Genomic DNA, 21946 nt, shown 5'->3' on the forward strand with positions numbered 1-21946 from the left:
TCGGCAGACAATTAGTATTATACGCAATTAAGCATGTAAAGAACGTATGGCATAGACGGGTATTTACCAATCATTCAGTCATTTTGACAACTTCGCTGCGGCCGCCGGTCCCACATCTGCGGTTTGGAGTATACATATCGTCTTGGCATCGGTTGAATACTGGTCCGCACCTATATCCAGTTTCTTTGTGCGCTTCTGCCCATCGATATCCGAATCTATGCTATAGTCTGCAGAAATGGCGCCGATCGCCGGACTACCCTTCTGCAGGTGAAAAATACCCCGATCGTCTTTTACCAGTTTCGGATCTGCCAGCCGTGATCCTTCCGCCGGCAGATCGCCGAGCCCGTTGGTGTTGAAGAGGAGATTATCCTTCCAGACAGCATTTTTATTCGGTCCTGAAATCGTGGCAGCAGGTCCGCCGCCCTGTACCAGGTTGGCGATAACGGAAATATAGGTTGAACCCAGTCCGTCTTTTCTTGGTGTCTGAACAATATTGGTCTTGTTATCGACAAGCGTGTTGAAGGCGATCAATACCCTGTCGGGCCGGTCGTGTGATGTCAGGGGTGCACCATCCGCCACTTCAGCGCCGCCATTGCCGATGGTGATGGCGGGATGACAGCCCTCGAAATAATTGTTATATACCAGGTGGTCATCTCCGAATATGCGCAGACCCGGTGTGTTGATAAAATAATTGCCATACACTTTGCACCTGTTACCATGCCGCAGCGTAAACTGGGCCGGGCAATTGCGGATGGTATTATACCGGAGCGTAACAGCCGACGCTTTTACAGAGATGAGTTCGTTTTCACCTGCGCAGTCTTCAAACAGGTTGTATTCAACGATGCTGTTGCTGGATGACAGGCTGAAACCACTTAATCCGAACTGGAAAGCTTCGGCGCCATTGGGGCCACCCTGGTCTTTATGCGATTTGAAATAGTTATGGTGTATCCATAATCGCTCAGCTATCTGACTGCCGGTTCCGCGGATGGCAAGAAACCGGCCCATGGCGTTCTTGTTCTGAAAAGAATTGTAGTCTACCTGGTGATCGGTGCCTGCGATGGTAAGGTTTTCTCCGTTGCCCGGTGTTTCAAAGATGTTCTGCGTGAAGCGGCAGAAACGGGTTCCCGATCCTGTTTTTGCTTTTGATGCCTGGTGGGTGAACCTGAATCCCCGTATCGTTACATAGGCCGCAGGTGCGGAGAGACTGAACCCGGATTTACCGCCAATTTCCGCCATACCGGTATGCGCCGCTGCAATGATTATTGGCTTCTCCGCAGTGCCTATTGCTTTTACGGCAATATCCGTATCTGTCATATACATGCCATCGGCAACAAGGATCAGCTCACCGGGTTTTGCCTCGCTGATCGCGTTTTGCAGGGCCGCTATACTGTTAACGGTAATTTCTTTTGAAAACGCATTTATGCAAAACAGCACAAGTACGATCAGGAATGCTTTCTTCATGTTCGGCTTATTAAAATTAATCCGGTGATTTGTCGAGGTCGATCTCCAGTATTTTCATCAGTTCTGTTTTGGAAATGGAAACTGCAGCCAGGGTAAGGGTATGTATACCCGGTTTCAGCCTGATAATTCCCAGGTCATTTGTGGTAACACCGGCTTTTTTATCTCCCATGACCGTTCCTTCTTTCCGGAAACCGCTATCCGAGGTCAGCAGGAATGCGCCTCCGTCATTCTCCGCTGCGATATATTTCATATGGATACGGAAAGATGCTTCCGCGGTGGTTCTGAATGTCCAGCTGAGCGACTGGTCCTTCGACTTCCAGTTCTCCACATAATACCTGTCTGTTTTTCCATCACCAAATGAAAACCCATTGCCGGTCTGTGTTGCATCGAAAGCCAGCAAACGGGTTTGGGAAATATTCGGAGAAAGATAACGGATGCTATCGGTCAAGATTTTTTCTTTTATTTCCAGTACGATCACCGTATTCACGGTATCGATGGCCCTGGCGCCAACCTGCAACACATAATCCGTTGGCGATACCCGGGAAAACCCGATTTTTTGCTGAGGCGCCGTTACATAACGGGCAGAAACGATACCCGATCGTAACCCACCCACATGCAGTTTTCCATCTGCCGGAAAATGGAATACATGCAGGTACAGTTTGTTTCCTTTCATTGTTGAAACACCCCAGTTCTGTAATGGCAAGGGAGAAGCAACCGTACCATATATGCTTTCACCGTTCCGCTGCATCCAGTCACCAATACCATCCAGGATAGCAAGATCTTTTGTATCGAAAGCGCCATCCCCTTTCGGCCCGATATTCATCAGCAGGTTTCCGCCTCTTGATGCGGCGCTGGCCAACAACTGAATAAAATGTGCCACCGGTTTATGTGAGTTATCGTATGTATGGTAACCATAACTTTCGTTCGTGGTGGGTATTGCCTCCCAATCGCCTGTAACGGGAAAAAACTCTGCTGGACGATCGGCAGTATTTTTATAATCGCCGAAATTGGCCTCCGCGCTCCTCACCAGTCTTCCGTTAACCACAACATTGCCATCCGTTTCACGTATAGCCTGCAGTATCCGGATGTTCTCAGACAGGGGTAGTTTATGTGGTGTATCGAACCAGAGGATATCCGGATGATAGTTGTTCAGCAGTTCCCTGATCTGCGGGATGGCTTTTTCATCCACATATTTTTTGGCCTTCTCCAATAAGTCGGGATGCAGGTCATACCAGTCCCTGCCACCATGTAAATTCAGATCGCCTCCCGGGTTTTTATATTCCCAATCATTCCCCGGCGCCTGCGGATGTTCCCAGTCGAAAGCATGTGAGTAATAAAATCCAAACCGGATGCCCTGCTTTTTGCAGGCCTCCCGCAGCTCTTTCATCGGATCGCGTTTGAAAGGGGTCTGCTTTATGATCGTGAAATCGGACAGCTTTGAATCGTACATGGCAAAACCGTCGTGGTGCTTGGCTGTGATGACCAGGTATTTCATGCCGGCGCGTTTTGCATGCGCCGCCCATTCGTCCGCATTGAATTTTACGGGACTGAAAATATGCGCCAGGTCAAGGTACTCGGCCCGCGAGATTTTTTCTTTGCGCATCAGGTGCTCTGCATAGCCGCTCACTTTCTTCCCCTTCCATTCGCCACCGGGTCCGGAATAGATACCCCAGTGAATAAACATCCCGAATTTTGCCTCACGCCACCAGGCAATGCGCCGGTCGCGGTTTTTCATCGAAGCAGTCCACCAGCCCTTCACCGCCTTATCTGTCTCCTGCCGGTCTCTTGCCTTACCACGGTTAAACATCTCCTTGTCTTCATCGCCGTTGACCTGTGCATACACCCGGGTACTGCATAGGATGCTTACCGCGCAAATCAATAGCCAACCTAATTTCTGTGAACCGTTCTTCATGCGTTTACTCATTTGGTATTGGTCATCTTTTTCCATACCAGGTTCCCGATGTTATCAGGTTTTCCTTTTGCAGGCGCCGACAGGGTTCCCCGCAGTATGCCATCAATGAGCGTTGTTTTTATTTCTCTCCAGCTGTATTCGCCTTTTTCGTAGTTGAATGTTTCTCCGTCATCATCGTACAGCTTATAGCTTCCGGGTCTGGAACCGTAATAACGTATTTCCAGGTCGTACTTCTCTCCTGCCCCGGGTGCATGCAGGCGTACGGGCATCATCGGTATAATACCTCCGTCTTTTACATAAACAGGAATTTTATCCAGCCCCGGTGTTACCGTAATGATCTCTCCATCGCCTGCATAGTCGCCGGTGTAGAAATCATACCATTTGCCTTTGGGCAGTATGATCTTTCTTGTTTTTTGCCCGGTAAACAAAGGTGCCACCAGTAAATATTCTCCCGCCATATACTGGTCTTTCACCTCTTTGGAAACAGCTTCTGCATAAGGATTCTCCTCCAGGTTTTCATTTACCGCCTGTTTCCTTGCGTCCTGTTTGAATCCTTCTTCCAGACTCATTCCCCTGAATGGCGGAATACCTTTGAAATGATACTTGGCGAATTCACTGTACCAGTAAGGCATCATCTGCATACGCAGTTCGGCCATCTGTTTTACCTGGCCGGCAACTTCGGGGTAAGACCAGGGTTTGGTTCCGCTTGACCATGCATTGATCATGGCCATGGGTGAGAACACAACGGTCTGCATTCTTCTCAGCCATTCTTCCGCTGTTTTGGATGCGCGTGCTTCGGGTGTCCACAATACGCCTGCATACCCGCTGTTGATCAGGGCCGTGATAAAATCCTCGTGGTTATAGTAATCGTTGTAGATCACATAGGGCATCGATACCCCGCCGGCATTGCTTGCCCGCACCAGGCCGTAGGTGCGTTTGTTTATCCGGCGGTACATATCGAAAGAATACCGCTGCAGCAGCAACCCGTAGGTCTGGCGCATCTGTTCGGCGCTGTGTCCCGAAGGAAACCGGGCTACATCCGGCCACAGGTAATGGTCGTAGCCATCCACTTCATCGATCTTGTATCCGCTGACACCGATCGAAACCTGGTCTTTCTTCAACTGGTCAAAAAAAACGGATCTCGCTTCTTTCATCGAGAAGTCGGGAACAGCGCCAACCCAAACGGTATGCGATCCAACATAAGGCTTGATCTGTTTGTAGAACGAAGCATCCGGCGATACATAAGGATTGATCCATAAGTTGAGCCGTATATTCTTTGCCATCATATCGCTCACAAATTTCTTTGGATCAGGAAAACGTTTTTTATCCCATTCAAAAGTTCCGGGGTAGGATTTGCTTTGCCATCCGGGTTCCAGCCCGATAAAATCCAGCGGGAATCCTTTTTCTTCAAAAGCTTTTGCTTCATTCATTACATCATCCGCATTGTATAAACGCTGTACACGCTGTGTAAATCCCAATCCCCAGCGCGGCGGCAATACGCCGCCGCCGTTGAACAGGTTAAAACGGCGAACGGCTTCCATCGGGGTTGGCCCCGCAAAAAGATATACTTCCACACCTGCGGCCGGCACCAGCATCTCAACATTATCGGAATACGGACGTGCACTCCAGGTTTTGTCTGTGTTCCTGTCTTTGGCAACGGGCGGGTGTTCGCTGTCAAGCCTTACACCTGTTCCGGCATATACTTTCAGGTAGCGTGCCGTGTTGATGAATACACCATACCCATTGGAGGAAACATAAAAGGGCACCGGCGCATGCGTACGGCCATTGTCTTTTCCCCCGTAATGATCCATATGCAGTTCCAGTATCCTGCCCCGCTGGTGCACGGTCTGGAAGTTCAGACCAAACCCGTATAACTGTTCGTTGCGGTTCAGGGGAAATGTCAGGAAGGTCTTTCCATCCGAAAGCGCACCGGTTATCTGCGCTGGGTTCAGCGGAAACACCGCCTCGCCTATTTCAGCGATCGCGGCGGTATTGGGTACAGCCCCGGAAGCTTTTACCAGATCGTATGGTTCCGGCGAACCGATGACTCCTTTCCATATGCCGGGTGCCAGTTTTGTCCAGCTGATCTTTTGGGCAAACAGACCGATACAGCATAGAAAGAAAAACAGAGTGCAGGTAATTTGTTTCAGGATCATAGCGCTGCTGAATATTATGCAAATAAGTTAATCAGGTTTTCGCGTACGTGCAAATATTGGTCTGTCATTCCGTTATCTGGTGAAACAAAAAGAAACCAGCCGAAGCCGATTTCCTTTTTTACCAACTCGTATAGAAAACCCCGAAAAGCCAATTACGGATTTACGGTTGTTACAAACCTGTCTACTGCATGAATGGTTCCATTGGTGGCCAGTATACTGCTGGTTCTGACGTTCCTGCTCTCATTGATCACAATCGGATAGTCTGAGGTATTGGAAGGCGATGAATTCAGCACTTTCAATTTCATTTTCGAATCGTTGTTCGGATAAAAAGGATAGGATGAATTGTACGTCAGTCCTGCGGGCAGGCTGCTGAACGATCCCGCCGGCGCAAGCGTTTTTACTTCCAGCGGGTTAGCCGGAGGTAAGGTATAGTGATTGTATACGCCGTCGATGATCAGGTAGGAAAGATAGTTCTTCAGGAAGGCTTTGGGATAATCGGTCAGCTTTGTGCCATTCTTTCCGTTCACCTGTATGGCGGCGTATATGCCTACATCGGCCAGGTTATTGTTGGTTCGGGTGATGGCTTCCGTATTCAGGAAAATATAGGTTCTGTTCGGTTTGGTATACTCGAGTGTGTCTATTTCGCTGTAAAGGATCGCATCATAAAATGTCTTCCATATCTGGTCACTGGATACCGTTCCCAGGGCGCGTTTTTTCAGGTAGTCCCAGGCGCTCATATTCACATGCGCGTCTACGGTATCCATCACCCGGCTATAATCTTTTTGCAGGGCGAGTTTTTTACAGCCCGTCAGCGAAGACAGTGCCGCGGCGCAGACTGCCGTTAACATCGTTGCGGTAAGTAGGTTTCTGAATTTCATATGCAGCAGTTGAATTAGTTATAGGATGGGTTCTGTACCAGTTTTTTATTGTCTTCCAGCACCGTTCTGTAGATAGGCCAGAGTATTTTATTCATATCCGTGCCGAAACCGGTCTGCGGTGTGCCCAGTCTTGCCTGCCGTTGTTTCAGTACCGGATCCATCACGGTTGTTACCGTGCCGGTCCTTACCAGGTCAAACCAGCGTTTCCCTTCCCCATACAGTTCCCAGCGGCGTTCGGTGAGTATGGTGTTCTCCATATTGGCCGCGCTTACCGCGGGATCTGTTGCCGCATATGCCGGCAGACCTGCCCGGACACGGATAAAATTGAGGTATTTCAGGGCGTTGGTAAGATCGCCCGTTTTATTCAGTGCCTCAGCATAGGTAAGGTATACATCGCCCAGCCGGAACATGGTCAGGTATTCGTTGTACTGCAACGCGGGTGTATTGCCTGAGAACTGTCCGGTGAGCGGAAGGTATTTCAGCAGTTTGTCGTTATGCCCCAAACCGGTCAGCGTATCGATGGTCTGCGCCACACGGATATCCGATCTTGATTTTTTCCAGTCGGCAGTAACCGTAGAATCAAATTTTGCCCAGTTGTTGGAGGCCCCCACCGTTACCGGCAAACAGGCGCAGCCATTGGTGGTATAATCCCAGTGAATGCTCCAGATCGCTTCCCTGCCGCCTGAAGGCGAAAGAAAATTCCTTTTCCAGTCTGCGGTGGCTTCCAGGTCGTTGCCCGATACACCGGCAAACACTTTTCCGCCGGATCCTTTGGCGGCAAACAGGCTGGCGATCCATGTTTTCGCTTTCGCGTAATCAGGTAAGATCTTGCCGTCGTGACTCTTCCACATAGCAATATCGGCGCCGATCGCGCAGATGGCAGCTTCGCCGATATTCCATACAACCGGTGTCTGGTTTTTCTGAATAAGCGAATAGGCTTTATCGATATCCGGCACCACCACTTCTTTCATCACATTCACCTTATCGGTTCTTGGCTTCTGATCGGCCTGTGTTACATCAAGGTATGGCTCGGTCCATACCACCGCATCGCCCCATACGCGAACGATCTGGAAATAACACAGTGCGCGCATCGCGTAAGCCTGTGCCAGCGCATTGTTCACCGCCGTTGTCGTTGCATTGTTATCGAAAGATGCCGCCTGCGGAATATACCTGATCGCCATATTGCAGCGACCGATCGTACGGTAGAGACCCGTCCAGTTGGCCGAGGCGTTGCCGGATGTCAGTGTGTTTTGCGCCAGCTGTTTATACGAGGCACTTGCATACTGGCCATTGTCGTCAAAATTATCCGAGCGCATATCGCCCCAGGAGAAATAGTTACCGGTAAAACCGTTGCTTCCGTCACCGGTCATCTCCTGCTGAAACGAGGCATATATCCCCGCCAGCGCCGCATTGATATCCTTCAATGACTTGAAGAATTCGTTTGCCGGCACATCGGTCAATGGTTTCTGGTCCAGGAACTTTGTGCATGCCGTTCCCAGCGTGATGGTTACAATGATCGCTATGCTATAGATACTCTTTTTCATGGTTGCTGTTTTAGAAATTAACGTTTACACCCACACCCACTTCCCTGCGTTTGGGATACTTGCCTCCGTCTTCACCGATGGTCAGTCCTCTTGAGGAGAACTCGGGATCGTACCATGAGTAGTTGGTCCACATCAGCAGGTTGTTGCCATACACATATACACTGGCGCCTTTCAGCTTAACCTTGTTTACCAGTTTGGGCGCGAATGTGTAATTCAAACGAACGCTCGACAACCGGATAAACGAGCCGTCTTCCACATACAGGCTGTTGTAACCGGTTGATATGCTTCCCCTGTCGTCGCGGCGGTTGAAATAGGGATACACGGTTGCATCGCCCTGTTTTCTCCAGGCATACAGAACGGCATCCCATATAGGCGGTGTATAGGTGGAACGGTTCTCGTTCTGCTGGTTTCTTACCAGGTTATAGATATCGTTTCCAAACTGTCCGTTGATGAATATGTTCAGGGAGATATTTTTGTATCGGAACGTGTTGCTGATACCGAAGAAACGGGTGGGCAGACCGTTGCCTCCGATCACTTTATCGGTTTCGTCGATGATTCCGTCTTTGTTTACATCCAGCCATTCCGTGTCACCGCCCTGCAGCACAATACCGTTTCTCTTTAGCTGGTTGATGGTGCCTGTATAGCTTTTCCCGGTGTTATCGGTGTAACCGGTGAATGCTCCGCTGGCATCGAATACCGGGTTCAGTTTGTTCCAGCTGCCATCGTATGCATTCGACTGGTCGTAAGCATATACACCCAGATTTTTCCAGATATAGAAATCACCCAGTCTTCCTCCTTCCCGGATCAGCCATTTGTTTCCGGCGATGAAAGAGGCGCCGCCTGCAAGCTGTTCAATACGCGCATCCTGGAAAGTGAGGTTGGCTGACACATCCCAGGTAAAATTCTTGGTGGAAACAGGCGTTCCCGTTACGGTAAATTCAAGTCCTGTGTTCCTGATCGAACCCACATTCACCGTTACGGCAGAACCGCCCGATTCCTTGGCCAGTTCATCCCTGTACAAAAGATCTTTGGTGAGTTTTGTATAGTAGTCCACCGAGAAAGTCAGTCTTCCCTTGAGGAAAGAAAGGTCGATGCCGTAGTTGTTATCGGAAGTGGTTTCCCACTGGATGATGTTGTTGCCGAGCGTTGTATTGATACCCGCACCGATCTGCCCGTTATAGTACTGGCCAAAACTCATCACCGTGTACGATGCGTAGTTACCGATGGCATCGTTACCCGTTCTTCCGCGGCTGTACCGGAGTTTGCCGTCATACAGCACATCCCTGGTCCAGCTCATGAATTTTTCCTGTGTAAATCTCCAGGCCGCCGAAACGGAAAAGAAATTACCCCATTTGTTATTGGCGCCGAACCGGGAAGAGCCATCCCGCCGAACGGTTCCCTGTAAAATGTATTTGCCATCGTAATTATAATTCACCCTTCCGAAGAAGCTGGCATTGGAGCGCGCCCAGGCGGTGGTGCGGGTTTTGGTAAGGTCAATCAGACCTGCGTTGGAGGTATTGATATTTTCGGTCACATACTTCGACATGGCAACCGTGTAGTAATCGTTTCTCCATTTATCCGCGCTGAAACCCAGGGTAGCCGCAACGGTGTGTTTGGATCCGAATTTTTCGTTGTAGTTGAAATAACCCTGCACCTCCCAGTTCACCGTTTTTTCAAAAGTATTGCTGCCCGTGGCATCGCCGGTACCGCCTGATGTGAGCGAACTTGGCGAGAACTGGTTGTTGGTATTGTTTGTGAGCTGCGCGTTGAACAACGAGGTATACTTAAGCGTTTTGAACAGCTGGTAACTCAGGGTTGTATTGAACTGCACCACGTAGTTGTTGTCGATATCCCTGTTGAACAGCGCCTGTGCCACCGGGTTTCTTTTCGACTCCACATAACTGGCGTAAGAGCCATCGGGGCGATAGATGCTGGTCCAGGGATTTCTTTCGAACACCTGTTTGGCAGAGTTGCCTACGGGAATCGTGTTACCGGTTTCCCAGGCAAAACTCAGGTTATTGGTCACCGAAAACTTGCCCGCGGTATACCCCACATTGATCTTGGACTGCACACGTTTGATCCAGCTGTTGAGCACGATGGACTGATCGTCTGTATAGGTAACACCACCATAATAGTTCAATCCGCTTCCGCCTCCGCTGACGCTTACGGATGCCACCTGTTTATGAGCGGTTTTAAAGAGAAGGTCCTGGTAATCGTTATCGGCATTGAGATAGGGGTTGGTGGAATCCGCGTTATAGCCGCTGTTATTATCGCGGCTGGCGCGGTATGCCCGCAATTCGGCAGCGGTGGTGGTTCTCAGTTTATGCGCCAGTTTTCCAAACAGGTGATAATAGTTAAGGTTGATACTCGGTTTCCCACCTTTTCCTTTTTTGGTGGTAACCAGTATCACGCCGTTGGCGCCTCTTGCACCATAAATAGCGGCCGAGGATGCGTCTTTTAAGATATCGATGGTCTCAATATCTGCGGGGTTCAGGAACCTTCCATTTTCGCTAAGCACACCGTCAATCACCCAAAGCGGGCCGTTGCCCTCTGCGTTGATCGTGGAGGCGCCCCGTATCTGGATGGTGCCCTGGCCTGCGGGATCGCCGTTATCGTTTGTGATCAGCACGCCTGCTGCCTGACCCTGCAATGCATCGAACAGTGTAACCGGGTTTTTCTCTGCAATGGCTTTTGCATTCACCTGCGCCGTAGCGCCTGTGGCATCTTTCTTTTTGGCCAGACCGCCGTAGCCGATCACCACCACGTCTTCCAGGTTAGAGGCAGACTCGTTCAGGACAATATCAATGGCGCTGCGGTCACCTACTCTTTCTTCCCGGTCGAGATAGCCTACAAAACTGAAACCCAGTACGGCTGCCGGACCGGGTACGGTGAGCGAGAATTTACCATCGGCATCGCTTACCGTTCCGCCCGAAGCGCTGTTCTTTACCTTCACCGATACACCGGCAACGGGTGCACCTTTTCCGTCGCGGATGGTGCCGTTTACTTTTTTTGACTGTGAATAACCGGTTGCTGTACTAAGCAGAATAACAAGCAGCAACAGCATCCGCATCGAGTGATAAAAACTCAAATACGAAGCAGGAGAAACAGATCTCTTGTTCATGTGGCAGGCAGTTTTGGCGCCATTTGCATGGCCTTCGTTAGGTTTTGTTTGGCTGATCGGGTGCTGCTGTAACAGCAACGGCACCCAATCATGAACCGGTTTCCCGATTCAATGCAAGAAAACCTGTTTTGGGGGTTGCGTCGTTCAGAAAATTATCCGAGTGTTAAGCTATTTTGACACGGGCAAACGCATAATAACAATGGTGCAACAACTATTGGAAGGAGAACAGCCACATTCCCCAAAGAGAAGATATTTTGTGTCGGTACCTATTGCAAAAAAAATCTTTGCCATAAGCAGCCGGTTATCGCAAAATAAATTCTTTCTGGTAGATCAGGGGACTTTTGCCCGTTATGGCTTTAAAATATTTGTGAAAACTGGTGAAGTTATTAAAGCCGCTTTCATAGCAGAGCTGTTTAACACTCATGCAATTTTCAATCAGCAGTTTACACGCATAACCTACACGTATCTCGATAAGGAACTGTGAATAGGTTTTCCGGGTCCTGGATTTGAAATACCTGCAAAAAGAATTCGGGCTCACATTGGCAACAGCTGCGATCTCTTCCAGGGTGATATTGCGCTTAAAATGCCGCAGGCTGAATTCGTAGATAGCGTTGATGCGATCGCTCTCGGCTTCGGCCAGATCCGGTTTAAAACCGATGGAGGAAAGCGATACCAGCTGCCGGCAATCGGCAATCGTAGACAAAGCCTCCATGAGCAGCATAATGCGCGTGGGGCCGTCGGCCGACAGCAGCCTTTGCAGGATATCGGCCACCGCTGTTTTTGTTTTACCCGTGATCTTCAGTCCGCGTTTGGCTTTTTCCAGGATCATTTTGATATTGAGGGTTTCGGGCAGATCCAAAAAACCGGATCCCCAGAAATCCTCTCCAAAATGCGCCACGCGTACATCTGCCCTGGCCTCGCTCGCCGGTTCAAAATACACGTCGTCAAAGCGCCAGTAATGCGGCAGATTGGAGCCCACCAGCAATACATCGCCCGACTTGAATCTTTTGATGTTATCTCCTATGAATTGTGTGCCTTCTCCTTTTCTGAAGTGTATCAGTTCCACTTCCGAATGATAATGCCACCGGTTGTTGATGTAAGGCACCAGGTCCTGCCGGACGGAAAATGAATGACGCGGCTCTCTGGAGACTTTAAGTAATTGAGGTCTCATTCAGCTTAGTTTACATGCAATCGTTGGTGCCAGGCTTTGCGGAGCCAATATAGCTTAGTTTTTTTCAAAAAAAATACAACCGCACCTGCCGTTCATCCAAAAACAAGCGCTAAAAGTCAACCAATCTGATCGGCTAATGATGGTGACGCAACTGCAGATTTTCCTTCGCAATATTTCATATTCAATACCTAACCTATGTTAATATTGTTGAATAGTAAGACAATTACCGGCAACGAAAACGTTTTCTTAAATTCTTTATTTGTTTCGTAAAAAAGGCTGCTTACATAACCGTATTTTCTTAAAAATAAATGTGCACATGAACGATATGGCTGAAGTGTCGGAAAAACCTTTCCTGAAAATCCATCCGCATGATAATGTTCTGGTGGCGCTTACCGATCTGGTCGGGGGCAGTTCGTTTCTTGTAGAGGACAAACGGGTTGAATTAAAAACAACGATCCGCGCCAAACATAAATTTTTTATCAGCGATATGCATGCCGGCGAAGAGGTAATCATGTATGGCGTACTGGTTGGCAAGCTGCAGGCAGATATCAGGAGCGGGGAGCTGATGACCACCGATAACACCAAACATGCGGCGGGCCATTATGGGTTCCGGGGAACACAGTATCAATGGACGGCGCCTGATGTATCCGCATTCCGGAACAAAACCTTCAATGGTTATAAACGGGGGGATGGCCGCGTGGGCACGGCCAACTACTGGCTTTTTATTCCCACCGTATTTTGCGAGAACAGGAACCTGGATGTGATACGCGAGGCCCTATGGAACGAACTGGGCTATGCGGTTACCGACCGGTACAAGCGCTATACCAGGCAATTGCTGCAGGCATACGATGCAGGAGAAGATATGACAACCCTGGACCTGAATCCTGCCGCTGCGGTAAAGGAAGAACGTTATTTCAAAAATGTAGACGGCATCAAGTTTCTTACCCACAGCGGTGGCTGCGGAGGCACGCGGCAGGATGCGGCCACGTTAAGCGCCCTGCTTGCTGCCTATGCCGATCATCCTAACGTAGGCGGTATTACCGTACTGAGTCTTGGTTGCCAGCACCTGCAGGTATCGCAGTTACTGGACGATATCAAAAAAAGAAATCCCTCTTTTGACAAGCCATTGCTGGTTTTTGAACAGCAGGACACCATAAGCGAAGAACAGCTTGTCTGCACCGCTATCCGCGATTCTTTTATCGGGATGACACAGATCAACCGGCTGGAACGCACACCCGCGCCGCTGAGCGAATTATGTATCGGTGTGAAATGCGGCGGCAGCGATGGTTTCAGCGGTATTTCAGCCAATCCTGCCGTAGGCTATGCTTCCGATCTGCTGGTGGCGCTGGGCGGAAAAATATTGCTGGCCGAATTTCCGGAATTATGCGGCGCTGAACAGGAACTGATCGATCGCTGTGTGACCCGGGAAGCGGCCGACAAGTTCATGCAACTGATGCAGTCGTACCAGGAAACGGCATTGCGTGCAGGTTCCGGTTTTCATATGAACCCCTCGCCGGGTAATATCAAGGACGGCCTGATCACCGACGCGATAAAATCCACCGGCGCCGCGCGCAAAGGCGGCACTTCGCCCGTTGTTTCCGTATTGGATTATACAGAACCGGCGCTTACACCCGGACTGAGTCTTGTGTGCACACCCGGTAATGATGTGGAGGCCACCACCGGCAAAGCCGCATCGGGCGCCACGCTGATCTTATTCACCACCGGCTTGGGCACACCCACCGGTAATCCCGTTGCGCCCACCATCAAGCTGTCGACCAATACCAGGCTCTCGAAAAAAATGGCCGATATCATCGATATCGATACAGGGGATATCATCAGCGGGAAAAAGACCATCCAGCAAATGGGAGAAGAAATACTGGCGTTCTGCATCAAAGTTGCGGGAGGTGAGATCATTCCGAAAGCCGTGCAACTGGCGCAGGATGATTTCATACCCTGGAAACGCGGCGTATCGTTATAACCAATATTCCGTTCAAAACCGATTTACACCAGCTTATATCAGCACCATGCGTTTACAAAAATTTGTTTTGATACCCGTTATCGCCCTGTGCGCTTTTGTTCTTTCGCCCAAAGAATGGTCGTCCGGATTCGTTCAGCAGCTGGCAGACGGATCACTGCGTTATACACCGGATGAAAAAGGCAATACCATTCCCGATTTCAGTGGCGTGGGATATTGCGGCGGCGATAAAGAGATCCCTTTTGTTGCCGTCGTAAAAACCATTTCGCCTGCCACCAGCGGCAGTTCGGAAGAACTGATCGAAGCGGCTGTTGCGGAGGTGGCCAAACTGCCTGCAGATGCAAACGGTTTCAGGGGAGCCATTCTTCTGAAAAAAGGCACTTACTATATTCCCGAATCGGTTAACATACAGGCAAGCGGAGTGGTATTGCGGGGTGAAGGAGATAATATCGAAGGAACAAGGATCCTGGCCACGGCAAAAAAACAAGTGGCTGCATTTGCAGCAGCCGGTACGGGCAGTATCACGGAGGTACAGGGAACAAGAACCAGGATCACCGATGACTATGTTCCGGTTGGCGCGCGTTCGTTTCATATAAGCAATGCCTCGGTGTACAAAACCGGCGACAGGATCATCCTGTTCAGACCGGGTACGGCGGCCTGGATCCGTGACCTTCAGATGGACCGTATAGAGGAAAGAGACGGCACGCGGCAATGGCAGCCGAAAGAATACAACCTGCAGTTTGAGCGGGTGATCACCGGAATAGACGGGAATACAATCTTGATCGACAACCCTGTGGTACTGGCCATGGAAACAAAATATGGCGGTGGCGAAATATTCAAATACAGTTTTCCCGGAAGGATTTCGCAGGTGGGAATAGAGAACATGTATTTTGAATCTGCCTATGCATCCGATACAGCGGAAGACCATGGATGGGATGCGATAAAATTCGATAACCTTGAAAACGGATGGATCAGGAATGTCACTGCCAGGTACTTTGGTTACTCCTGCGTGAACCTTGAGGACGGCGCAAAAAATATTTCTGTATTGAATGCAAACTGCTTCGATCACAAATCCATCATCACGGGCGGAAGACGGTATTCGTTCAACAACACCGGTCAGCTGAACCTGTTCGCAAACTGCCATGCCACTGACGGGCGTCATGATTTTGTTACCGGCGCACGTGTATGCGGGCCCAATGTATTTGTGAACTGCACAGCCAAACGAACGCATGCCGATATAGGGCCGCACCACCGCTGGGCCGTCGGCACTTTGTTCGACAATATTGTAACCGATGGTGAACTCAATATACAGGACCGGGGTAACTGGGGAAGCGGGCATGGCTGGGCCGGTGTTACGCAGGTTATGTGGAACTGCACCGTTAAACGCGCGGCAGTGCAGAGTCCCTGGGTAAATGGTAAAAATTATTCCATCGGCACAAAAGGGCAGAAATACGAGGGCCGTCTCAAAAACCGCCCCGATGGCGAATGGGAAGGGCTGAATGCAGAAGAGCTGAAGCCGAAAAGTTTATACTATGCACAGCTGAAGGCGCGGGCCATGCAGCCGCGGTAAAATACAGCGCTGAAAAATATTTCATCCTGCACGGCATCAGGCAAACCATGCATGCCGGGCTTTCGTGAACAGGAAATACAGAATGGCTATCCAGATCAGCGCAATAATGGCGGCCGCCAGGTAGTTGCTCTTTTTGTATAACTGCCCGTTGCGCTTCAGTTGTTCCCGTGCCTCTTCCAATACAACCGGTGGAATCAGTTTGATGGATAAGGCAATCAGGGCGGGTACAATGATCAGGTCATCCAGCAGCCCCAGCACCGGTATGAAATCGGGGATCAGGTCAACAGGACTCAACAAATACCCCACCGTAATACCGATGAGTATTTTAGCCATTACCGGCGTGCGCCTGTCTTTATAAGCCAATATCAACACCTGCACTTCCGACTTAAGCTGCCTGGCTCTTTGTTTTAATTTTGCCAATAACCCCATAACAAGTAATTGATAATGGTTGTATAAACATCAGAGATCGTCGGTTTCGGTGTTCTGCATGCTGGCATAGAGGTAAAATGCGCCTTTGCTGACGATCTTGGTGCCGGGCTTCAGGGGAGCGAGTAAGCGTACCTCCACATAACCCAGTTCTTCCACACCGGTTACCACTTCGGTCATGGCAAACCGGTATTTTTCCTGCACTGCTTTTGCATCGGTCTCTTTATCGCCCGCATCTTTTTTTACCGGCTCCTTTTCCATTCCTTCGAGTACAAAGATGTATGTCTTGTCGTTTGCTTTCACGATCGCATCCCGGGGCACGGCCTGCACCAGTTGCTTTCCTGTTTCTATCAGGGCGGTAACATACTGCCCGGCAATCAGGTGCAGGGGAGCGATATTATCCACCCGCGCGTGCACGGTGGCCGCTCTTGTGCCCGTGTCCAGTGTTTTGTTGATGCCGTATACCCGCCCCGAAACCCGCTTATCGTTCTGGTTGGTGAGAATAAAATTCACGGTTTGTCCTGTCTGCACTTTGGCCATATCTTTTTCAAATACCTGCAGGTCGCAGAAAATTACGCTGTTGTTAACGATCTCCATGATGGGGTTCGATGCATCGGTATAGGTTCCCACGCCAAGGTGTATCCGGCCCACTGTGCCGCTGATGGGCGCCAGCACCGGCACCTGTGTAACCAGGTTGGCCCTGCGGATCTGCGCCGGGTTGATATGGATCTGCCGCAGCTGCGCTTCCAGCGTTTGTATCCGCGATTGTTCTGCTGCATAATTTGCCGATGCCTGCTGGTATACTTTGCCGATGCCGGCATCCGCTTCCTGTAATACCCGCTGCCGTTCGTATTCCTGCGCCAGGTAAACGATATTGTCTTTGGAAGTAAGGTAGTCCTGCTGCAACCGGATAAAATCGGGATTCTCTATCACCACAACCGTTTGTCCGCTCCTGACCTGCTGCCCTTCGATAACCTGTATCCTTTTGATTACGCCGCCCACCAGGGCATTGACCACCGCCCTGTTTTGCGGCGGCACCGTTAACTGCCCGCTGGCTTTTACAACACTGGACAGGTTCTGTCTTTCCATCATCACCAGTTCAATGCCTACGGCTTTCATTTGTCCGGCGGTAACCTCTGCAATATTTTCTTCCTGCTGCGCCGTATCGGCTTTTGTTTCGGTTTCCGCTGTGGTTTTTGTTTTTGACTGACCACAGGAAACCAGGCCCAGCAAAACCATCGCCGAAAGCAAACCCAGCAGGGTATTGAAGAAGCCATGCTTTGGCCTACGCGTGTTTTCTGAAATAATGCTATGAGTCTGTATCATGCTATTGTCCTCCTGTAATGTAGTTTAATTGAATGATGGCCTGGTTATACTGGTTAAGCGCATCCAGGTATTTCAGCCTGGTGTCGAATGCCATGGACAGGTTCTGGATATATTCCACGTACCCTATCTCACCAAGCCGGTAACTGACCTGCGAAATGCGGATGATCTTATCGGTCTGCTGCAATCCTATCTGTTCATAGTAATCAAGACCTTCTTTTTGCTTCAGGTATTCGTTGTATTGCGATAGGTATTGCGCCTGCAGACCCGTTTTTGCGGCCTGCGCCTGTGTCTGCACCAGTTGTGTGTTGATCCTGGCTGCATTGATCCTGGCCCTTTGTGCGCCATAGAACAGCGGCACGCTAAGTCCTACCTGGAAACCCGCGATCCTTGTTCCGGGCGTATACTCTCTTCCGATATGTGCCGGATCAAAGCCCGGTACCAGGAACTGGTGATAGTAGCCCAGGTTCAGGTCAGGCAGCCGTTTGGTTTTTTCCAGCTGCCATTCTGCATTGGCTACCTGTAACTGCTGCCGGTAAAATGCTGTCTGGGGATGGCCTTCAAGCGAGGTATCGATCAAAAAGTCCAGCGGTATCTTAACAAGTGTGCTATCTGCCGGCTCCAGGCTGTCCTGTGTATTCAACAGTTTTTGCAGCACAATCTGCGCTGTCTGCAGGTCCAGCGTGGTTTGTTTTATCTGGAGCTGTATTTCGTAATATTTGCTTTGGGCCGCATATTTTTCGAGGTTGGACGTTTCACCCACTTTTTGACGCAATTCGGCTCTTTGCCTGAACTCGCTGTAAATGCTGTCCAGCGAATGAAACAGTTTTCTTCTCTGGTAGCTGAACTGAAAATTGTTATAGGCCAGTTTCACCTGCCGGGTGATCTCGAACAGTGCGATATCCTGTTCCGCTTTCGACAGCCGGGTTTGCGCATCGAGTAACCTTGACTGGTTTTTATAGACAACAGGCAGTGAAAAAGCCTGGATAACGCCGATGCTGTTTCCCTGGCTGCCCCCATCGGCCGCATCCTGCTGCAGCACTACATCCGTTCGCGGAATATCGTATGCGGTTGCCTGCAGGGCCGTTCGCTGCTGCACGGCTATACCGGCGCTTTTTACCTGCAGGTTATGCTGAACAGCGGTGGCCACTGCGCTTTGCAGGGTAATGGAGCGCACCTGCGCACCTGCCTTTACAGAAGTAAACAGCGAGGCGCCGGCCAGAACCGCAAACAATGGGATGACTGTTACCCGTTTCATGTTACTTTTTTTTCCTTCACGAGAAAATAAAATATACAGTACCGGCAGAACGATCAGTGTGAGTAAAGTGGCAGTGATCAGTCCGCCGATAACCACTGTGGCCAGCGGCTTCTGCACTTCGGCTCCGGCCGATGCAGACAATGCCATCGGCAGAAACCCAAGCGATGCCACGGAAGCCGTCATAATCACCGGTCTGAGCCGGATAAGCGCGCCCTGCCGGACCCGCTCATAGATATCGGTGACGCCTTCGTCTTTTAACCGGTTGAACTGACCGATCAGCACGATGCCGTTCAATACCGCCACGCCGAACAATGCGATGAACCCCACACCGGCCGAAATACTGAATGGCATGTCGCGTATAAGCAGGGCAAATACGCCCCCGATGGCAGACAGGGGCACGGCTGTAAAAATGAGCAGGGCCTGTTTAATCGAATGAAAAGTGAAATACAGCAGTATGATGATCAGCAGCAGCGCCACGGGAACGGCGATCGACAGACGCTGCTTTGCCGCCTGCAGGTTCTCGAACTGGCCGCCATAGGTTATGTAGTACCCTGCGGGCAGGTGCAGCTTCTGCGCCAGCAATGCCTGTATCTCCTTTACCACGCTTTCCACATCCCTGCCGCGTATGTTGAAGCCTACAAATATCCGTCTCTTGCCATTTTCCCTCGAGGTTTGCGCCGGCGCATTTTTCAGCGAGACGGTTGCCACCTCGCTTAACGGAATCTTACCGCCACCCGATAAAGGGATATACAGGTTTTGGATCAGACCCATATCGTGCCGTTGTTCCGCCGTCAGGCGTATCACCATGTTGAACCGTTTTTCGCCTTCGAAAACAACCCCGGCCACATTGCCGGCATACGCTGTTTTCAGCACCATGTTCACGTCTGAAATGCTCAGCCCGTATTGCGCAATTTTGTCGCGGTTATATTCAACCAGTATCTGCGGCAGCCCTGTTACCTTTTCAACATAAGGCTCTGTTACGCCCTCCGCTTTACCAATCAGCGCCGCCACCCGGTTGGACTGCGTCACCAGTTCGCCCACATCATCCCCGAAGATCTTGATGGCCACATCCTGTTTGATACCCGATATCAGTTCATTAAAGCGCATCTGCATGGGCTGCGACACTTCGGCTGCGAGACCGGGAATAACGGCCACTGCTTTTTCTATTTTTCCGATCATTTCCTCCTGTGTGGAAGCCGTTGTCCATTCCTCTTTCGGTTTCATCGCCAGCATCATGTCGCCACCTTCCATGGGCATCGGGTCTGTGGGTATCTCTGCCGTTCCGATGCGGGTAACCGCTGTTTTGATTTCGGGTATGGCCTGTTTCAGTATGGCTTCCGCCTTGCTGTACAATTCGATCGTGTTTGACAGCGAGGTTCCCTGCCCCAGGCGCATTTCAAGTGCAAAATCGCCTTCCTCCAGCGTGGGTATGAATTCTCCGCCCAGTCCTTTAAAAACAAAATAGGTGATCACAAGCACCAGCACGGAAGCGGCAACGATCAGGGCTTTGATTCTGAACGAGGCGTTCAATACAGGCAGGTAAATACGCTGTATGCCTTCCATGATGCGGTCGGAAATACTTCGTTTGTGTTCTGTTTTTCTGCTCAGCACCAAAGCACTGATCATCGGCACATAGGTAAGCGAAAGAATGAATGCGCCCAGTATGGCGAATGCCACGGTTTCTGCCATGGGGCGGAACATCTTGCCTTCTATGCCAACCAGTGCCAGTATGGGCAGGTAAACGATCAGGATGATGATCTCACCAAAAGCCGCCGATGTACGGATCTTGGAAGCGGATTGATACACCTCTTCGTTCATTTCCTGGCTGGTGAGCAGTTTTTTGTCTTTTCGTCCGTACAGGTGATGCAGGGTTGCTTCCACGATGATAACGGCGCCGTCTACGATCAGTCCGAAATCTATCGCGCCCAGGCTCATCAGGTTACCCGAAACGCCAAAGAGCCGCATCATGGCTATTGCAAACAGCATGGCCAGGGGAATCACAGAGGCAACAATTAACCCGGCCCGCAGGTTACCGAGCAACAGCACCAGCACGAATACCACGATCAAAGCGCCCTCGATCAGGTTGTGTTCCACTGTGCTGATGGCCCTGCCTACCAGTTCTGTTCGGTCGATGAACGGTTCTATCACGATTCCTTCGGGCAGCGAGCGCTCTATCTGCACAATACGCGCTTTTACGCGTTTGATAACCTCGTTGAAGTTTTCTCCTTTCAGCATCAGTACAACACCTGCCACCACCTCTCCCTTGCCGTTGTAGGTAACGGCCCCGTACCGGGTGGCCGCGCCGTATTGCACCCTGGCAACATCGCGTACCAGCACCGGAACCCCGTTTACATTCCTGATCACGATCTTTTCGATATCTGCAAGTGAATTGATCTTGCCCAGTCCCCTGATAAAATAGGCGTTGTTCTGCTGTTCAATATAAGAACCGCCGGCATTCTCATTGTTATTCTGCAGGGCGGTGAACAATTCGGGGATGGTTACATTCATCGCGTTCAGCCGCTCGTTGTCAACGGCCACTTCGTACTGCTTCACAAACCCGCCCCAACCGTTGATTTCCGCCACGCCCGGCGTACCCGCCAGCTGCCTGGTCACCAGCCAGTCCTGGATGGTCCGCAGATCCGTGGCCGTGTATTTATTTTCATAGCCGGGTTTTGGTTTGATCACGTACTGGTATATCTCGCCGAGCCCGGTGGAGATGGGTGACATAACCGGGGTGCCGGCATCATGCGGTATCTCCGCTTCGGCCTCTTTCAGCCGTTCGGCTACCTGCTGTCTTGCCCAGAAAATATCGGCCCCGTCGTCAAAAACAATCGTTATCACCGACAGACCCGAACGCGAAATAGAGCGGCTTTCAATGACCCTTGGGATATTGGCAAGTGACAGTTCAATCGGCGCCGTGATGTACTGTTCCACCTCCTGCGCACCCAATGTAGGTGCGTTGGTGCTGATCTGCACCTGGTTATTGGTAATATCGGGCTGGGCATCGATGGGCAGGTGAACGGCCGAGTAGATACCCCAGGCAACAAGCACCAGCGTAAAGAATCCTATGACCAGCTTGTGGTAAATGGAAAAATGGATGATCCTGTCAAAAACGTTCATGGAACAAGAATTGATGAACAAAAAGACCTAC

Annotated in this window: 12 protein-coding genes; 2 read left to right on the forward strand and 10 right to left on the reverse strand. The window is 50.4% G+C overall.

Going from position 1 to position 21946, the window contains the following annotated elements; all coding sequences use genetic code 11:
* Positions 1-78: 78 nt before the first annotated feature.
* From GWC94_RS12180 to GWC94_RS12210, 7 genes are all read right to left on the reverse strand, one after another.
* Complete coding sequence (locus GWC94_RS12180) at positions 79-1461, reverse strand: polysaccharide lyase 6 family protein (RefSeq protein WP_161835294.1); 1383 nt, start codon at positions 1459-1461, stop codon at positions 79-81.
* A gap of 16 nt (positions 1462-1477) precedes the next feature.
* The gene (locus GWC94_RS12185) at positions 1478-3409 is read right to left on the reverse strand and encodes an alpha-L-fucosidase (protein WP_235918523.1); all 1932 of its coding nucleotides are present in this window, start codon (positions 3407-3409) and stop codon (positions 1478-1480) included.
* Entirely contained in the window at positions 3382-5529 is a 2148-nt protein-coding gene (locus tag GWC94_RS12190) for a glycoside hydrolase family 31 protein (protein ID WP_161835295.1), read from the reverse strand. Before GWC94_RS12190 ends, GWC94_RS12185 begins: the two co-directional genes overlap by 28 nt.
* A gap of 152 nt (positions 5530-5681) precedes the next feature.
* Positions 5682-6407, reverse strand: a complete 726-nt coding sequence (locus GWC94_RS12195; RefSeq protein WP_161835296.1) for a hypothetical protein — start codon at positions 6405-6407, stop codon at positions 5682-5684.
* 14 nt (positions 6408-6421) lie between these two features.
* Positions 6422-7951: a RagB/SusD family nutrient uptake outer membrane protein gene (locus GWC94_RS12200; protein WP_161835297.1), complete on the reverse strand. Its 1530-nt coding sequence runs from the start codon at positions 7949-7951 to the stop codon at positions 6422-6424.
* Positions 7952-7961: 10 nt separating this feature from the next.
* Complete coding sequence (locus GWC94_RS12205; RefSeq protein WP_202628751.1) at positions 7962-11072, reverse strand: SusC/RagA family TonB-linked outer membrane protein; 3111 nt, start codon at positions 11070-11072, stop codon at positions 7962-7964.
* Between the two features lie 301 nt (positions 11073-11373).
* Positions 11374-12243, reverse strand: a complete 870-nt coding sequence (locus GWC94_RS12210; RefSeq protein ID WP_161835298.1) for an AraC family transcriptional regulator — start codon at positions 12241-12243, stop codon at positions 11374-11376.
* 316 nt (positions 12244-12559) lie between these two features.
* Here GWC94_RS12210 and GWC94_RS12215 point away from each other — a divergent pair, with 316 nt between their 5' ends.
* Together GWC94_RS12215 and GWC94_RS12220 are read left to right on the forward strand one after the other, a co-directional pair.
* Positions 12560-14221: a UxaA family hydrolase gene (locus tag GWC94_RS12215; protein ID WP_317163477.1), complete on the forward strand. Its 1662-nt coding sequence runs from the start codon at positions 12560-12562 to the stop codon at positions 14219-14221.
* A 46-nt stretch (positions 14222-14267) separates the two neighbouring features.
* On the forward strand, positions 14268-15788 hold the full coding sequence (locus GWC94_RS12220) for a hypothetical protein (protein ID WP_161835299.1): 1521 nt from the start codon (positions 14268-14270) through the stop codon (positions 15786-15788).
* Positions 15789-15824: 36 nt separating this feature from the next.
* On the opposite strand, the gene GWC94_RS12225 is transcribed toward GWC94_RS12220, so the two are convergent.
* From GWC94_RS12225 to GWC94_RS12235, 3 genes are read right to left on the reverse strand one after another with little or no spacing between them, the layout of a single operon-like run.
* Entirely contained in the window at positions 15825-16217 is a 393-nt protein-coding gene (locus GWC94_RS12225; protein ID WP_161835300.1) for a YkvA family protein, read from the reverse strand.
* A 30-nt stretch (positions 16218-16247) separates the two neighbouring features.
* Complete coding sequence (locus tag GWC94_RS12230) at positions 16248-17540, reverse strand: efflux RND transporter periplasmic adaptor subunit (protein WP_161835301.1); 1293 nt, start codon at positions 17538-17540, stop codon at positions 16248-16250.
* 1 nt (position 17541) lies between these two features.
* Positions 17542-21915 carry a CusA/CzcA family heavy metal efflux RND transporter gene (locus GWC94_RS12235; protein ID WP_161835302.1) on the reverse strand — a complete coding sequence of 1458 codons (4374 nt, stop codon included), beginning with the start codon at positions 21913-21915 and terminating at the stop codon, positions 17542-17544.
* Between the last annotated feature and the right edge of the window lie 31 nt (positions 21916-21946).

It is taken from the genome of Sediminibacterium soli (genome assembly GCF_009939225.1).
GTDB classification, from domain to species: Bacteria; Bacteroidota; Bacteroidia; order Chitinophagales; family Chitinophagaceae; genus Sediminibacterium; species Sediminibacterium soli.

Excerpts from the sequence above, each read along its gene's own strand:
- GWC94_RS12200 (WP_161835297.1), bottom strand. The coding sequence starts at position 7,951 with ATGAAAAAGAGTATCTATAGCATAGCGATCATTGTAACCATCACGCTG.
- GWC94_RS12195 (WP_161835296.1), bottom strand. The coding sequence starts at position 6,407 with ATGAAATTCAGAAACCTACTTACCGCAACGATGTTAACGGCAGTCTGC.
- GWC94_RS12220 (WP_161835299.1), top strand. The coding sequence starts at position 14,268 with ATGCGTTTACAAAAATTTGTTTTGATACCCGTTATCGCCCTGTGCGCT.
- GWC94_RS12180 (WP_161835294.1), bottom strand. The coding sequence starts at position 1,461 with ATGAAGAAAGCATTCCTGATCGTACTTGTGCTGTTTTGCATAAATGCG.
- GWC94_RS12225 (WP_161835300.1), bottom strand. The coding sequence starts at position 16,217 with ATGGGGTTATTGGCAAAATTAAAACAAAGAGCCAGGCAGCTTAAGTCG.
- GWC94_RS12210 (WP_161835298.1), bottom strand. The coding sequence starts at position 12,243 with ATGAGACCTCAATTACTTAAAGTCTCCAGAGAGCCGCGTCATTCATTT.
- GWC94_RS12230 (WP_161835301.1), bottom strand. The coding sequence starts at position 17,540 with ATGATACAGACTCATAGCATTATTTCAGAAAACACGCGTAGGCCAAAG.
- GWC94_RS12185 (WP_235918523.1), bottom strand. The coding sequence starts at position 3,409 with ATGGAAAAAGATGACCAATACCAAATGAGTAAACGCATGAAGAACGGT.
- GWC94_RS12215 (WP_317163477.1), top strand. The coding sequence starts at position 12,560 with ATGAACGATATGGCTGAAGTGTCGGAAAAACCTTTCCTGAAAATCCAT.
- GWC94_RS12190 (WP_161835295.1), bottom strand. The coding sequence starts at position 5,529 with ATGATCCTGAAACAAATTACCTGCACTCTGTTTTTCTTTCTATGCTGT.
- GWC94_RS12205 (WP_202628751.1), bottom strand. The coding sequence starts at position 11,072 with ATGAACAAGAGATCTGTTTCTCCTGCTTCGTATTTGAGTTTTTATCAC.
- GWC94_RS12235 (WP_161835302.1), bottom strand. The coding sequence starts at position 21,915 with ATGAACGTTTTTGACAGGATCATCCATTTTTCCATTTACCACAAGCTG.